At 34.6% G+C, this 15163-nt stretch carries 15 protein-coding genes; 4 read left to right on the forward strand and 11 right to left on the reverse strand.

The genetic code is table 11. The features are described from left to right. Window positions 1-219: 219 nt before the first annotated feature. The 11 genes from Q1A01_RS17225 to Q1A01_RS17275 form a co-directional block, all read right to left on the reverse strand. Complete coding sequence (locus tag Q1A01_RS17225; protein ID WP_299683466.1) at window positions 220-1089, reverse strand: DUF2911 domain-containing protein; 870 nt, start codon at window positions 1087-1089, stop codon at window positions 220-222. A 29-nt stretch (window positions 1090-1118) separates the two neighbouring features. Next, window positions 1119-2495 carry an amidohydrolase family protein gene (locus Q1A01_RS17230; protein WP_299683468.1) on the reverse strand — a complete coding sequence of 459 codons (1377 nt, stop codon included), beginning with the start codon at window positions 2493-2495 and terminating at the stop codon, window positions 1119-1121. A 4-nt stretch (window positions 2496-2499) separates the two neighbouring features. Next, window positions 2500-3753 carry an amidohydrolase family protein gene (locus Q1A01_RS17235; RefSeq protein WP_299683470.1) on the reverse strand — a complete coding sequence of 418 codons (1254 nt, stop codon included), beginning with the start codon at window positions 3751-3753 and terminating at the stop codon, window positions 2500-2502. Window positions 3754-3906: 153 nt separating this feature from the next. Beyond that, window positions 3907-4503: a YdeI/OmpD-associated family protein gene (locus tag Q1A01_RS17240; RefSeq protein ID WP_299683472.1), complete on the reverse strand. Its 597-nt coding sequence runs from the start codon at window positions 4501-4503 to the stop codon at window positions 3907-3909. Window positions 4504-4505: 2 nt separating this feature from the next. Next, window positions 4506-5036 (reverse strand): hypothetical protein, encoded by a 531-nt coding sequence (locus Q1A01_RS17245; RefSeq protein WP_299683474.1) that lies wholly within the window; start codon window positions 5034-5036, stop codon window positions 4506-4508. Window positions 5037-5045: 9 nt separating this feature from the next. Continuing rightward, complete coding sequence (locus Q1A01_RS17250) at window positions 5046-5543, reverse strand: hypothetical protein (protein ID WP_299683476.1); 498 nt, start codon at window positions 5541-5543, stop codon at window positions 5046-5048. A gap of 272 nt (window positions 5544-5815) precedes the next feature. Beyond that, window positions 5816-6406 (reverse strand): superoxide dismutase family protein, encoded by a 591-nt coding sequence (locus tag Q1A01_RS17255; RefSeq protein ID WP_299683478.1) that lies wholly within the window; start codon window positions 6404-6406, stop codon window positions 5816-5818. A gap of 81 nt (window positions 6407-6487) precedes the next feature. Beyond that, entirely contained in the window at window positions 6488-6979 is a 492-nt protein-coding gene (locus tag Q1A01_RS17260; RefSeq protein WP_299683480.1) for a YdeI/OmpD-associated family protein, read from the reverse strand. Between the two features lie 6 nt (window positions 6980-6985). Then, complete coding sequence (locus Q1A01_RS17265; protein WP_299683482.1) at window positions 6986-9499, reverse strand: M14 family zinc carboxypeptidase; 2514 nt, start codon at window positions 9497-9499, stop codon at window positions 6986-6988. Window positions 9500-9732: 233 nt separating this feature from the next. Continuing rightward, complete coding sequence (locus tag Q1A01_RS17270; protein WP_299683484.1) at window positions 9733-10125, reverse strand: PUR family DNA/RNA-binding protein; 393 nt, start codon at window positions 10123-10125, stop codon at window positions 9733-9735. Window positions 10126-10201: 76 nt separating this feature from the next. Continuing rightward, the gene (locus Q1A01_RS17275; protein ID WP_299683485.1) at window positions 10202-11953 is read right to left on the reverse strand and encodes an ABC transporter ATP-binding protein; all 1752 of its coding nucleotides are present in this window, start codon (window positions 11951-11953) and stop codon (window positions 10202-10204) included. A 136-nt stretch (window positions 11954-12089) separates the two neighbouring features. Here Q1A01_RS17275 and Q1A01_RS17280 point away from each other — a divergent pair, with 136 nt between their 5' ends. From Q1A01_RS17280 to yajC, 4 genes are all read left to right on the forward strand, one after another. Next, window positions 12090-13187: a Glu/Leu/Phe/Val dehydrogenase gene (locus tag Q1A01_RS17280; protein ID WP_299683487.1), complete on the forward strand. Its 1098-nt coding sequence runs from the start codon at window positions 12090-12092 to the stop codon at window positions 13185-13187. Window positions 13188-13289: 102 nt separating this feature from the next. Further along, on the forward strand, window positions 13290-14234 hold the full coding sequence (locus Q1A01_RS17285) for a transcription antitermination protein NusB (RefSeq protein WP_299683489.1): 945 nt from the start codon (window positions 13290-13292) through the stop codon (window positions 14232-14234). Window positions 14235-14395: 161 nt separating this feature from the next. After that, window positions 14396-14857 (forward strand): DUF1573 domain-containing protein, encoded by a 462-nt coding sequence (locus Q1A01_RS17290; protein WP_299683491.1) that lies wholly within the window; start codon window positions 14396-14398, stop codon window positions 14855-14857. A 3-nt stretch (window positions 14858-14860) separates the two neighbouring features. Beyond that, on the forward strand, window positions 14861-15139 hold the full coding sequence (gene yajC, locus Q1A01_RS17295; RefSeq protein ID WP_299683493.1) for a preprotein translocase subunit YajC: 279 nt from the start codon (window positions 14861-14863) through the stop codon (window positions 15137-15139). Window positions 15140-15163 lie beyond the last annotated feature (24 nt).

Consider the following 15163-nt stretch of genomic DNA (forward strand, 5'->3'; position numbering starts at 1 on the left):
TAGCTAAGGTTAAATCATTGGTATTTATTCGCATAACAAAATATACATTTTTGTCAACGAATTAGGTAACCTTTACAATTTCGACAGAGCGAGGAACGAGTGACGAGAAATCACATAACAGTGAGTTCTTAGAAATTGAAATTGAATAGAGCCACTTATGGGATTTCTCGGCGCTACGCTTTGTCGAAATGACTTGACAAGTTTTATTTAAAATAAAAACTACCTCCCAGTAGCTTCGATCTTTTCTAGAAGCAATGTAGCTTTTGCAATATATCCAAAATCACTCGCGGTACTTTTTTTAGCAGCTTCTAGACAGTTTGTTGCATATGCTTTTGCTGTTTTAACATCGTTAAGTTGTAGTGCCAATTCACCTCTGTAATACACATACCAAAAAGCACCTGGACGTAATTCGATGGCTTTGTCAAACCAAGTAACCGCTTTGTCTAGATCTTTTCCTTTAAGATAATAAAATTGTGCAGCATCAAAATAGGTAGCTGCTGTAATGTCTCCTGTTGCGTTGGTGATTTTAGCTTCTATTTCTGAAAAGATTGCTTTGTCTGAATCTACGAAAACAGGGATTTTCACTTTTGTATTTTCCCATGCAATGATCAAGTCACCACCATTGGTATTGAAGTTTTCAAAATGGATGGTAAAAGTTTCTAGCGTATCTTCTAAAGGAATAGAAGGAACTTTAAAACGTACCAAATCTTCCGATGCATCATATCCACCAGCGCCCCAACGTTTACTATTTTTGCTTAAAATAATCGTCCATTTTTTTTCTGTAGGAATACTATATAATCCATACGTGCCAGCAGGAATGGGATTTCCTGCAAAAGTAACATCTGTATCTACTGTGATTTTTGTAGAGGCATTCGCTCCTGTACGCCATAGTTTGTTATACGGAATCAAACCACCAAAAATAGTCCTTCCTTGTTTGTTAGGTTGTCCATATTCTAAAGCGAAATTAGCCAATCCTACTTGTTGTTGTGTCATTATTTTAGGACTTAAACTAGGTTTGGTAATTTGTGCTGTACTGATCATTGATACAGTACATAGGATACTAAGTGCAAAGGCTTTGATGGTATTCATGAGTGTTTTTTAAAGAATAAATGGACGCGTTAATCTCTGGAGATGGTGTATACAACTCCATTTTTGATGGTATGTCGTATGCTTTGCGTATTCCTAATGTTTTCTAGTGGATTTTTTTCTAATATCACCAAATCGGCTTTATTACCGATGGCAATACCATAGCCTTCTTTCTGTAAAAATTGGCTTCCGTTGTATCCAGAAGTTCGTAAAGCTTGTAGCGGCGTTAAGCCCGCCTTTACTAACTGTTCCAATTCTTTATGTAATGAAGGTCCTGGATAGGTATAGGAATTATAGGCACCACAATCAGACCCAGCCAAGAGTTGCACACCAGCATCGTGTAAGGATTTCGTGAGTTTGATAAAGAATGTTTGCAGTTCTTTTCTGTCTTTTTTCGCTTTCGCGGAAGCGTTTATAGCCCTTTTATTACGGCCTTCATACGTTTTGATAAAGGCATCTTCCAAATGTGAAAGATAAGTGTCTTGTGAATGATCTACTTCATCCAAATAGCTTAATACATCTCCAATATGAAGCGTAGGCGTGACAAATGTATTGCTTGCTTTTAGACGCGCAAACGTTTGTTGTGCAGTGGTCTCATCATAGGTCGCAATGAGTTGTTCCATACTTCCCCAAAAACCAAGCGTGCCCTCAATAATCTGTTGGGTGATTTCTTTTTCCTGAGAAGAGCACCCTTTTAATACATAATATAAATGTTCAATATTATCGAGACCAGCATCAATAGCCTCCTGTAATTCGACGGTAAATGGCATATGTCCAGATGTGATCATAGCTCGTGTTTCTGCCGTTTTGATAATATCTAGGTATTGCTTTCGCGAAAGCGTACTATCATAAATTTTCACATAATCGGTGTGTAGGGATTGCAAAGAGTCTAACGCATCGTTAATACTTTCTTGAGAATCTACAGGAAGCGAACCTTCCCAACGGGCATTGGGTCCATCTAATTTAGGGCCTGAGGTATAGATCGTTGGTCCTACACGAGTACCGTTTTGAATCTGTTTATTCCATTGTTGTACTTGGGGCGTGAGATCACCCCCAGCATCACGTACGGTTGTGATTCCATAGTTGATGTATTGTTCTAGAAATTTCTCGTTTTGAGTAATGAGTTGTTCGCCTCCGCGAAAATGTACGTGGTTATCCCAAAAACCAGGAAGTAGATAATTGTTCTCCCCATTTATATATCTCTTTGATTTTAAGTAAAAAATATTTCTAGGAGGTAAAATTGCGGCAATGGTATCTGCATTTATATATATTGTTTGTTCTTCTAATATAGTACCATCATTCTTTATAATATTAATTTGACCTATTTCAATGTCATATACAACCTCAGATTCTTTTTTTGAACAACTAATACTTAGTGTTATTAGTATACTAATTAAAAAAACTTTCATCGTTTTATAAAGCTTTTGATTGTTTATACACTTTTCCATTTTTCATGACAAAGGTGACGTTTCTCATTACAGTAATATCTTTGGTAGGATCGCCTGAAACCGCAATGAGATCTGCCCAAAAACTTTCTTTGATATTGCCTAGTTTTTCTAAATGAAATACGTTTGCATTGATAGAGGTGGCCGCTTTTAAGGTTTGTATAGGTGTCATTCCATATTCGACCATGAGTTCGAGTTCGCGATAGTTTTCTCCATGCGTATACACACCAACATCACCTCCAAAACCAATTATTACACCTGATTGTAATGCGAGTGCAAATGTTTTTTTCTTGGTACGAATGCGATCGGGATCTGGGTCAATGCCTTTTCGCCAACCTTTATAACGCGTAATGGCATCTCCTGCTGCAAGTGTAGGGTAGAAGGCAACGTCTTTTTCTTTCATAAGTTTGAAGATTTCTAAGGTGCCGCCGTCTCCGTGTTCAATAGTTTCTACACCTGCGAGAATGGCTCTTTTCATTCCTTCGGGTGTACCTGCATGTGCCACGGCATATCTTCCAGCGCTTTCTGTAGCTGCAATCATAGCGTCTAATTCTTCCTGTAAAAAAGTGGCTTGTGAGGGTTCTCCAGAGCGCCAACGATAGTCGGCATAAATTTTTATGAAATCAGCCCCGTTTCCTATTTGCCTGCGTACGGCTTTGATAACTTCGGTGGTGCCACTAGCTGATTCGGCTCCAAGTGGTACGCTAACTCCTTCGTGAAATCCTTTGGGGCCATAGGCTCCCGTAGCGACAATAGCAGGTCCTGCAACGAGCAAGCGAGGACCAGGGATAACACCTTCATCAATCATTTTCTTTAGATATACATCACTATATCCAGCCCCTTCAGAACCTAAGTCTCGCATGGTTGTCACCCCTGCTAATAAGGAGTTTTTTGCATGAACGGTCGCTCGTATGGCTCTTTCTGTATGGGATTCTTTGAGTACTTGATCGTTCCAGTTGGTCTCATTATAAGGGTGTAATAAGAGATGTGAATGTCCTTCTATAAGTCCAGGCATGAGCGTCATTCCTTCTAGCGGAATTCTAAAATAACGATCTGTTTCAGCAGTTGAAACACCTGCATAGGTGATAATACTATCGGTTACGACTACCACCCAATTTTTATGAAGGGTCTCCCCATCAAAGACGGCATCTGGTTGTAGAGTGGTTTGTGCGTAAAGTTGTGTGAAGCATAATATGAGTAGTAAGTATCCTATTTTTTTCATCTGTATTATTCTTTATATTTCCACAAAGGTGGAAATCTCATAGCTGGTATTCGTTTTGTGTACGCTTTCGTACTTCGACTAAGCTCAGTATAAACTTCGGCTGTGCCGAAAGCGGAAATCTCATTTAGTATTATCTCAACTTTTATTAAGTAGTTATTTCTTTTTTCGCCCCCAACCACCACCGTCTCGGGATTTCTCATTTGCTTTACAGAGGCGAATAATTTCTTGTATTCTTTTTTGCTGAGTTTCTTCGCGTTTTGCTTGATTTAACCAGTATAAATAACTCTTGCGATAACTTGGTGCAAAGTTCTGATAGTTTTCAAATGCAACAGGATTTTGATCAAATGCCTTTTGTAAATTGTCTGGAATGATACCATTTTCAGGACCATCTAGTGTTGTCCATGAACCATTCTTTTTTGCTTCGGCGATCACCTTTTTTCCACTTTCGTGAATGAGTCCTTGTTTTTTGAGATCTATGATATAGGTTTTATTGAGCTTACTCCATACACTTTTAGGTTTGCGAGGGCAGAAATATTGTCTTCTTTTTCCATCTCCTAGACTTTTAACGGTGCTATCAATCCAGCCATAACAAAGCGCTACCTTGACAGCTTCTTCCCAACGCATGCTAGGAACTTTTGTATCTACTTTATAAAAGATCAAGTAAATGCCACCATAATTTGCATAGTTTTCATGTAGCCATTCTCGCCATTCTATATCCTGCGGAAAATATAATTCAGGAATTGTACTCATAATTAGTATGCTTCAAAAAAGTTCGTGTTTATTGCTATCGAAACCAACAAGAATAGACCTATGGCAAATAAAAATTCCATACTAAATATAGAGAGTATCTTCATGAGGTTTATGATTGCTACAGGGAAAAAGAAAATAATAGCAAGTATTTCTCCTTTTTTGATGTTGTGTATGGTTGCCTTCCAAAGTTCATATGAAATATCTGTAGCAGGAAATGAGGCATATGATGTTGCTAGTCCTAGATATGCAAATAGTAAAAATAACGCGTTGTGATCTGCTGTAAGAGCAAAGTAATACATCATAATAGCAAAACTGTTTAACAGCATACATGGCCCTAATCCGAGTACATATTTTTCTTTTAAACTCATAGGAGAGTCATATACTATTTGAGATCTGTCGGATGCTATTTCTAGATAATTTAGAGAATGTATTTTTAAATCATAGCGATAGGTGAGGTTTTTCGTAATTACCGTATGTAGCATTTTACCAGGAAGTAATATTAGGTTGATAAACCAAGTAGTGATAAGCGTCATTCTATAAATTTAATTTGAAAATCCTTTTTCCCATTCACTTCCTTTTAAGGTACCACTTATGACCCATTTTGGACCAAATGTCCATATACCCATAGTAAAATCTTCTTTTATCATTTCGGGCTGGATACGCCACTCTCCTTGATGATTAGGTTCACCTAGCATCGCAACGGCTTTGTCTTGAACTCCTTCCATAGACGTATAGGTAATGGTAATTTGATAGAGTAGGGGTTCTTCTGATTTTGTAAATAAATAGGTGAACGAAACAATAGTATCTGTAGTACTTGTTTCTATAGCTTCTATTTTAAAAACAGAAGTGGTATCTATTTTTTGTATCCCTTTACATTTTTTCTTTAATTTTTTCAGTGACATTCCTAAATACACTCCTTTTTTTGCAAGTTCTTTAGGGAAGTAGTTGTGTTGTTTTCCTTTAGAAGCTACAGTAGAAGCATTGTTGAGCATAAATAAAAAAGGACAAAGTCCCAACAATATTAAAAATAAATACTTCATAGATTATTCGAACCTGTTATGCTTTTTAATGTGATAACTGTTATATATTCTGGTGATCTTCATTATTTTTTCAAATCTTAAAAGGAAGTAATGAAGATTTCTATGATCTATACGTAAGGGAATGTAAAAATCAATAAACCTATTCAAAATGCACAACAAGCTATTTGATTTTAAATATACGAACTCATCTTGACTTTTTTCTATTTCATGATAAAAGCCTCAATACTATGACTAGCATTGAGGCTTTTATGTTTATGTTGAAATGGTATGAATTACATAATAATTCCTCCACAACTTACACGTTTTCCAGCAGCTCCACTTGGTTGAGATGTAAGGTCATCTGTACCTGCGTGCACTATAATTGCTTTTCCAAGAATATCTTTCTTTTCATCTCCACATCCAATACACCATTCATCAGTAGAAAACTCTTTTGCGCCATTTCCTTTTGCATCAGCTTCAAAGTTTCCGATATCTCCTTTATGATATCCTTCTGCTGCTCCCCAAGCTCCATGTGGTTGTGCTGTAGGATTCCAGTGTCCTCCTGTAGATTTTCCATCTGCCGATGAGCAATCTGCTTTTGCATGGATATGAATAGCATGTGTTCCTGGCGATAATCCATTTATTGAAGCAATCATTTTTACAGTACCATTAGATTCTTCAAAAACAACACTTCCCGTAGCTTTACTATCACTTTTAGATTCTAGGGCCATTTTTACCCTTTTTGTAACTACTTCTTCTTCTACTTTTTCAACTTTCTTTTCTACTTCTTTTACTGCTTCCGTTTCAACAGTTTTGGTTTCATTTTTACAACTTGCAACTAAAGTCATAGCGATTATAGCAGTAGCTATATATTTTGTTTTCATGCGATTTTCTTTTGAGATTAATGGTTCGGTTAAAAAATGGACTCTAATATACAGGTTTTTCAATTGATGCCAAAGTAGATGTTATATAGGCTTGATTAATTCTCTTGGGTCTGTAATTCCTCGTTTTAAGTTTTCAAAAATTATAAGTGACTTATCTACTTGAGTCTGTTCATTTTTAAAACGTTTTACATAATAAATGAGGCCTCTTTTTCTTCCATCTGTAAGTTTTTGAAAATACGAAAAACCTTCTGGATCACTTTCCATTACTTCTTTTAGAGCATTAGGAATTTCAACACCGTAGGTAGTTGTATTTTCAATAAGCTGAAATTCAAAAAAATCCGTAGGAAATATTCCTAATTCTTTTTGATAGCGTTTTCCGAAACTAATGAGGTATTGCCCTTGGTATTTTTGTATAGCACCATGAAAATCAATGGTGTTTTCTTTAAAAAATGCTTTTACTTGAACACGTTTTTGACCAGCGTTTATGAATTGAACGGCATATTCTTCAGGAATATGCACCCCATGAGTTCCTGATATATGTACTGGAAATTTAGGAGTTTTAATAGCCATCATTACATATTACATTTCACTTCCAAAGAAAATAGCATTCATTAGGAGTTTATTCGTTCCATACCAAAAGGCTCTAAAGTTTGTATTATCCGTAAATAAAATAACTTCACCTCTTCCAGACCCTTGATGTACAAATGGTCTTGTTTCAGATATAGCTTTTAGGTTGATCTTACTAATATATCCAGACTGTAATGGATTTTTAGTGTACTGGATTGGATTTCTATAACTTGTTGAATCTGGTTTTATAAAAATGGTTGTGTTTCTAAACATAGAAATACGATTGTCTTCATAACCAAAGTTTACAGGGTGTGAGCGATCTTGTTTTGCTTCAAAAATAGCACCTCCTATTACTTGCGCACCATTAAAATCACCACGTTGCTCAAAATTAATCCCATTTGCGGGATTTTTAGTTTTTTCAAAACTGATATTCAACATTTTATTTCTTTCCATCCAATTGGCTGCATTACGATATCCTATGAGTGTCCCACCATTTCTTACCCAACTTTTCAGTTTTTCAGTTTTGGCTTTATCTAAGGCATTTCCAAAAGAATGCGGCACGATAATATCAGTATAGCGGCTTAAGTCTGCTCTGTTCAAATTTGTAACATTAAGCTTTGTAATTTTCATATCGTAACGTGTGTCAAACAAATGCCATATTTCTCCAGCATCATATGGATTCATTCTATCTCCTACAATGATGGCTACTTTAGCGGGTTCTATTGCTCTAAACTGATTACTTCCTAAATCAATTCCTTTTGTAAGACCTGTTCCTACAGCAGTTATATCTACAGCTGTTTCTTTGGATAAGTCACTTAAAAAAGCATTGAGTTCTTGGGCGTTCATTTGTTGATTTTGAACAGGAATAAGGATGGTTCCATAATCATATGAATTACCTTCTAGACTGAATTGTTTCATCCCTACTTTAGCACGTAATCCTGCGTTAAGAATTTTGTTAAGTGCTTTTGGAGTATAGTATTCATGCCATTCCATTAAATATCCATAAGTACTTCTACTTACAGTATTGGGGGTACGTTTTTGTAATTCCTGAATGGCAGGTCCTGCATTTGAAGTAGATGCATTTTCGGTAATATTTAGACCAAACGCGAGAGGAAAAGACCATGCGGAAATGTCATAAAACAGACTGTCTTGAAACTTTGTCCTCTTTTCAAACATTGCTTTGATAAGTCTACTCTGGCGTTGGTTCTTAGGTACAATGTAACTGTAGCCTTTTTTGTATTCTTTTCCGCTTTCGCGAAAGCTATTACTAACTTCATGAATTTGAACCTTGTGTCGTTTCAATATTTCAGCAAGGTGATAAGCGCTTGCGGCATCTTTTTCACTACCAAATGCGTATGCACCGCCTTTTGATTCGCTACGCGCTTTATTAAAGAAATCTCTTTGATAGTCTAATAGTTCTGTACGCATGCCTTGTGCAGCCTCTAGCGTAGATAAAATTGCGGTAAACTGATTTCTAATGGTAAATGGGAACTCTAAAAGTCCGTTGTCTGTTTCTTGTGCATGTCCTCGCGAACTTGCTTGTTCAAATAAAATCCCAATCCCTCCATTAATATCAGGGAAAGTAGAACCTTTTCCATAATAGAAATCATCAAAACTCTCTTCTGTGTAATATAGGCTTCCTATTTTATCAAGTGCTTTTGCATGATAGTTTCCTATCTTTTTTGTGAGCTCTTGATTTAATTTTGGTGTTAATGGGTGTGTACGTGATTGTATACCTGGTTGGAAAAAGAAGGTAGCATTACTTCCCATTTCGTGATGATCTGTTAAGATATTAGGATACCAGTGATGAAATGTTTTAATACGTGCTCTAGATTCTGGTAATTGTACTGGTAACCAGTCACGATTCATATCAAACCAATAGTGATTTGTGCGACCACCAGGCCATACTTCACTATACTCACGATCTTGAGGGTCTGGATTGATATTAATACTTTTATTAGTATTTGCCCAATATGCAAAGCGTTGTAAGCCATCAGGATTAAAAGACGGATCAAATAAAATAACAGTGTTTTCTAATAATGCATCAATTTTTGAGCCTTGTGCAGCAGCTAGATAATAAGCAGCTACTAAACCAGCATTCGCTCCAGAAGGTTCATTACCGTGTATCGATAATCCTTGGTATACTACAATAGGCATATTTGAAGTACCCAGAGAAGAGCTTCCTGTTTCAGTAAGCTTTACGTGTTCTTTGCGTATGTCTTCAATACGATTATGGTTAGCCGGAGACGTAATGGTAAGTAATAAAATAGGTCTTCCTTCAAAGGTTGTTCCTCTATTTTCTATAGTAATACGATCACTAGCAGCTGCTAATGTGCGCATATATTCAGATAATTTATCATGACTTACGTGCCATTCACCAGGAACAAATCCTATGATACTTTCTGGTGTTGGTATTTCTTTGTTATAAGATACATCTTGTGGTAAATAGTAAGACATATCTACATTGCCAGTTTGAGCAAAGGAGGAGGTAATTGTTAAAAAAAGAAAAACGTAAAGTAAACGCATAACGTATTTAGTTTATTATTAGTGAGTTGTCTGTTTGGTTTATTCCTGAGACGTTAAAAATAAGCTAAAATTCTCTGTATATACTAAAGTTTAGAATGCTTTTAACAAGTAAATTCTTTTTAACCCAAATTATGCATATACATGCTATGAATTTGAAAAGATATTCATTGTTTTTATCAAAAAAAGCCTATCAATTTTGATAGGCTTTTCTGTATTATATATGTAAAAATATATTATATATCTTCAAAATTTACATTTGTAAAGCTTTCCGCGTTAGGAGCATCAGCTTCATCTGTAGTTCCATCGTTATCTTCAACGACTTCAGGACGTTGGTAGTTACTCTGATGACGATCACTGATCACCTCTTCTCCTTTTTCTTGGAGGATGTATGAAGTCATTTCATTTAAAATGTCTGTAAACCCAGAAAAATCTTCTTTGTAAAGATAAATTTTGTGTTTTTTGAAATGAAAAGAGCCATCATCGTTTGTGAATTTCTTGCTTTCAGTAATGGTTAAATAGTAATCTCCTGCTTTTGTAGAGCGCACATCAAAGAAATATGTTCTCCTTCCAGCTCTTAATACTTTTGAGAAAATCTCTTCATTATCCCTCGAATCATAATCACCCATAGTCAATTTGTAGTTTTAGTTTTTAGTAATTCCTAGCTCAAAAATGATAAAAAAAAGAATGTCGCCCAATTTTTTTTTACATTTCTTTCTCATCTAATTGTTTTATATATAACTCTTTGTAATATCCTTCTTCTTTTATTAGCTGATTATGAGAGCCTTGCTGTGTTATTTTGCCTTCATCAAGAATTATGATTTGATCTGCATTTTTTGCAGAAGAAATCCTATGACTTACGATGATTGTGGTGGCATCTTTACTTATTTGATCTAAATTCTCTAGAATTTGTTCTTCAGTTTCTGTATCTACAGCGCTCAACGAATCATCTAGTAAAATTAATTTTGGCTTATTAATAAGTGCTCTTGCTATGGATACACGTTGTTTTTGACCACCTGATAATGTAATACCTCGTTCTCCTAAAATAGTATCATAACCTTCTTTGAAGTCTACAATATTTTGATGTACCACTGCTGCTTTAGCATAGGTAATTACCTCTTCATCTGTAGCGTTTGGAGCGCCAAATTTGATGTTTTCTTTTATACTATCTGAAAATAAAAAAGCGTCTTGTGGTACATACCCTATAGAGGCACGTAAGTCATTTAAGTTCAGTGAAGCTATAGAAGTAGCATCTATACGAATTTCTCCAGAAGTGACATCATAGAGTCTTCCTATGAGTTCTAGTATGGTAGATTTTCCAGATCCAGTACGACCTATGATGGCAAGCGTTTTTCCTTTTTCAATAGAGAAACTTATATTATTAAGCGCCGTTATATTTGTATCCTCGTAGGTTAAAGTTACATTATCAAATTCAATGTTACCTTTAATTGGAGTCGCAGTGTCTGTATTATTTTTAATTTCAGGTTCAATTTTTAAAAACTCATTGATTCTAATTTGTGAGGCTTCTGCTGCTTTTATAATTGAAGTTACCCATCCTACAGTAGCTACAGGCCAAGTAAGCATGTTTACAAACATGATAAATTCTATTAAGGTTTTGAGCTCTATTTGATCATTAATGTATTGATTGCCTCCAATGTAAATAACCAATAAGTTACTAGCGCCAATTAATCCAATCATTAATGGAAAAAAGAAGGCTTGTACTTTTACTAAATCTAGATTTTTGTTTTTACTATCATCACTTAACTGTGTAAATCCTTGATGTGTATATCCTTCTAAGGTATAGGCTTTGATCACTGAAATTCCGCTGAAAGATTCTTGGGTAAACGTAGTTAATTTTGATAAGTATTCTTGTACAATCGTGCTTCGTTTATGAATCTCACGACTTAACTTGTAAATGGCTATAGATAGTATAGGTAAGGGTATGAGAGTGTATAATGTTAAACTAGATGCCGTAGAATACATATATGGTATTACTGTTGCAAAAAGAACTAAAGCTGTAAGCATATACATGATAGCAGGTCCTATATACATACGGACTTTACTTACATCTTCACTAATGCGGTTCATTAAATCACCTGTTCTGTTTTTTTTATAAAAGTTTAAAGATAGTCTTTGGTATTGTGCATAAATATCATCTTTAAGATCTGCTTCTATATAACGAGATACTACAATGACTAGTTGTCTCATTAAAAAAGTAAAGAAACCTGATAAAATTACGGCACCGAGTAAAAGAAGGAGTTGGTACTGAAGATTGCTTTTAAATTGAGCTGTAGTAATCTCAATATTACAATAAGCTTCAATTACATCAACAGATTTACCAACAAGAGTGACAACAGTTACAGCAAATAAACGGGCAATGATAATGGTAAAAAAACCAATAATAAGCCTCCATTTATAACGTAAAAAGTAGTGATTTAGGGATTTAAGCGCTTTCATTTATAAATGACATACATTTATTTTATTAACAAATTCTCATTTTAACGACAATTTTACATCTACAAATTGAACTATTCGTTATTTTTGCACGATCTTTTTACCAAAAAGATAAAATATTCACTTTATAAAAATAGTTATGACTGCAGATATACTTACCCCGCAAGAACTAAAAAAGGCAGATCCAGTTTTTGGACAACTTTCTTTCAATGATCACGAGCAAATTGTTTTTTGCAATGACAAAGATACAGGTTTAAAAGCAATCATTGGGATTCATAATACAGTTCTAGGACCTGCACTTGGAGGTACTCGTATGTGGAACTATACTACCGAATGGGATGCATTAAATGATGTACTTCGCCTCTCTAGAGGAATGTCTTTTAAAAGTGCTATTACAGGACTTAATCTAGGTGGAGGTAAAGCTGTTATTATAGGAGATGCTAAAACTCAAAAAACACCTGAATTAATGAAACGTTTTGGAGAATTTGTACATTCTCTAAGTGGAAAATATATCACTGCTGAAGATGTAGGAATGGAAACAGCAGACATGGACTTAGTTCGTGAAGTGACTCCATATGTAACTGGTATATCAGAAAGTAAAGGAGGTGCAGGTAATCCTTCTCCTATTACTGCTTATGGTGTTTTTATGGGAATGAAAGCAGCTTCAAAATATACATTTGGTTCTGATAATTTAGATGGACGTACTGTCTTAGTACAAGGAATTGGACATGTAGGAGAAGTACTTGTTGATCATGTTACCAAAGAAGGAGGTAAGGTAATTATAAGTGATATAAATGAAGCTCGTTTAGAAGAAGTTAGTAAGAAGTACGGAGCAGAAATTTATAGAGGAGATGATGTTTATAGTGTTCCTATGGATATTTATGCTCCTTGTGCACTAGGAGCTACTGTAAATGACAATACGATCAATAAGTTACAAGCAAAAGTAATTGCAGGAGCAGCAAATAATCAATTGGCTGATGAAAATGTACACGGAACCTTACTAAAAGAAAGAGGTATTGTATATGCACCAGATTTTCTAATTAATGCTGGAGGGATTATTAATGTATATGCAGAACTTGAAAAATACGGAAAACAAGAGATCATCCGTAAGACAGAAAATATTTACGATACAACACTAGAAATCATGCAGACAGCGGAAACTAGTAATATTACAACACATCAAGCAGCCCTTAAAGTTGCAGTAGAACGTATCGAAGCTCGTAAAAATCAAAAATAAGTAGGAATACTACTATTAAAAATATGTATTTTCGCAGGGATTTTATCAAAAAGGTAAAATCCCTTTTTTAATTTATTTAAAAGAAAAAAGTTCTTTGTAGCTATGCTTAATAGAAGACACATTCGAGTGAAGGTGATGCAAACCATATACGCTATGGGATGCAAGGAGAATAATAATCTCCAAGTAGAAGGTAAATTTGTAAACGAAAGTATAGCACAGGTATATAACCTATATCTTTTGATGCTAGATATGATGGTAGAGGTACACGCTTTCGCGAAAGCGCACTCAGAAAAACTATCTAAAAAAATTCTCGCTACTGAAGAAGAAAAAAATCCAAACAAAAAATTCATTACCAACGAAGTTCTTGTAAAACTAAGTGATAATGCTTTGTTACAAGATGAACTTGACAAACGCAAATTGAAAAATTGGCGTATGGATGATGAGTATGTTGCTGTTATCTTTAATGAGCTTATTGCAAGTGAGCTCTATGAGAATTATATGAATGATACTACAGCTGACTTTAAAAATGCAAAAGATTTTGTCATACAATGGTATACAGAATTAATTGCCCCTAATGATAAGTTGTATGATTATATTGAAGATAGTAGAATTACCTGGATAGATGATCTTCCTATTGTAAATATGACAGTCTTAAAAAGATTACAAAAAGTAAAACCAAATTCTCCAGAAAGTCTTTTTCTTCCTAGTTTGTTTAAAAATGAAGATGATAAAATGTTTAGTATCTCTTTACTAGAGCAAACATTTGGTAATAATGCTTTTTTGAGTGCCGAAATCGAAAAAAACACACCTAATTGGGATAAAGAACGTATTGCCGATGTAGATTTTGTATTGATCAAAATGGCATTGTGTGAATTTTTGAAATTCCCATCTATTCCAGTAAAGGCTACCATCAATGAGTATCTAGAAATAGCCAAAGAATACTCTACGCCAAAGAGTAGTATATTTATTAATGGGATATTAGATAAATTGGTTAAAGAATACGAAAAAACAAACAAATTTAAGAAAGAAGGAAGAGGGCTTGAATAAGTTTTTTAATAAATTTTAAATGTAAAATTCTGTAAATTAGAATTTTAAATGTTTTTTTATTCTAAAATGGCATTGTTTTAGAAACCTGTTTTCTTAACTTTAGGTTATGAGTATTTTTACTATTTTTGTTGCAGAACTATATTAATTAAAAATTATAAAAAATGAAAAAAGGTATTCTAGTATTAGGTGTACTAACTGCTATGATCTTTACATCTTGTAAAGAAGATGCAACAAGTAAAGTAAATGAAGCAAATGTAGAAGTAGCTGCAGCACGTGATGCACAAGCAACTGAATTTCCTGTGATGGCTTTTGATGAAGCTGAATATGATTTTGGTACTATTGATAAAGGAAACCCAGTAGAGCATAAATTTACTTTTACAAATACAGGAAAAGCTCCTTTAGTAATTGTAGACGCTAAGAGTTCTTGTGGATGTACTGTTCCTGAGTATTCTAAAAACCCAGTAGCACCAGGAGAAAAAGGTGAATTATTAGTAAAATATAACGCTAGTGGAACGAATGCAATTACAAAGACAATCACTATCAAAGCTAATACAGAAAAAGGAACTGAAACTTTACGTATTAAAGCTTTTGTAAATGCACCAACAGCTGGAGCTAGTAAGTAATATATGAGTGAACTATTAGGACCCATCTTGCTATTTGCGGTGTTTATTATATTTTTTATAGTATTACCACAACAGAAAAAAAATAAGCAAGAAAAGGCTTTTGATAAAGCCCTCAAAAAAGGTGATAAAGTAATTACCAAAAGTGGTTTACATGGGAAAGTTTTAGAATTAAATGACACTACATTTGTTTTAGAAACTGGAGCAGGAAAAATGAAATTTGAGCGCTCTGCTATTTCTATAGAAATGAGTAGTAAACTTAATGCCCCTGTAGTCAAAAAATAATAGAGTAATTTATTTACTCGTAAT

Source organism: uncultured Dokdonia sp., assembly GCF_947492815.1.
In the GTDB taxonomy this organism is placed as follows: Bacteria; Bacteroidota; Bacteroidia; order Flavobacteriales; family Flavobacteriaceae; genus Dokdonia.

Excerpts from the sequence above, each read along its gene's own strand:
- Q1A01_RS17225 (WP_299683466.1), bottom strand. The coding sequence starts at position 1,089 with ATGAATACCATCAAAGCCTTTGCACTTAGTATCCTATGTACTGTATCA.
- Q1A01_RS17230 (WP_299683468.1), bottom strand. The coding sequence starts at position 2,495 with ATGAAAGTTTTTTTAATTAGTATACTAATAACACTAAGTATTAGTTGT.
- Q1A01_RS17235 (WP_299683470.1), bottom strand. The coding sequence starts at position 3,753 with ATGAAAAAAATAGGATACTTACTACTCATATTATGCTTCACACAACTT.
- Q1A01_RS17240 (WP_299683472.1), bottom strand. The coding sequence starts at position 4,503 with ATGAGTACAATTCCTGAATTATATTTTCCGCAGGATATAGAATGGCGA.
- Q1A01_RS17245 (WP_299683474.1), bottom strand. The coding sequence starts at position 5,036 with ATGACGCTTATCACTACTTGGTTTATCAACCTAATATTACTTCCTGGT.
- Q1A01_RS17250 (WP_299683476.1), bottom strand. The coding sequence starts at position 5,543 with ATGAAGTATTTATTTTTAATATTGTTGGGACTTTGTCCTTTTTTATTT.
- Q1A01_RS17255 (WP_299683478.1), bottom strand. The coding sequence starts at position 6,406 with ATGAAAACAAAATATATAGCTACTGCTATAATCGCTATGACTTTAGTT.
- Q1A01_RS17260 (WP_299683480.1), bottom strand. The coding sequence starts at position 6,979 with ATGATGGCTATTAAAACTCCTAAATTTCCAGTACATATATCAGGAACT.
- Q1A01_RS17265 (WP_299683482.1), bottom strand. The coding sequence starts at position 9,499 with ATGCGTTTACTTTACGTTTTTCTTTTTTTAACAATTACCTCCTCCTTT.
- Q1A01_RS17270 (WP_299683484.1), bottom strand. The coding sequence starts at position 10,125 with ATGGGTGATTATGATTCGAGGGATAATGAAGAGATTTTCTCAAAAGTA.
- Q1A01_RS17275 (WP_299683485.1), bottom strand. The coding sequence starts at position 11,953 with ATGAAAGCGCTTAAATCCCTAAATCACTACTTTTTACGTTATAAATGG.
- Q1A01_RS17280 (WP_299683487.1), top strand. The coding sequence starts at position 12,090 with ATGACTGCAGATATACTTACCCCGCAAGAACTAAAAAAGGCAGATCCA.
- Q1A01_RS17285 (WP_299683489.1), top strand. The coding sequence starts at position 13,290 with ATGCTTAATAGAAGACACATTCGAGTGAAGGTGATGCAAACCATATAC.
- Q1A01_RS17290 (WP_299683491.1), top strand. The coding sequence starts at position 14,396 with ATGAAAAAAGGTATTCTAGTATTAGGTGTACTAACTGCTATGATCTTT.
- yajC (WP_299683493.1), top strand. The coding sequence starts at position 14,861 with ATGAGTGAACTATTAGGACCCATCTTGCTATTTGCGGTGTTTATTATA.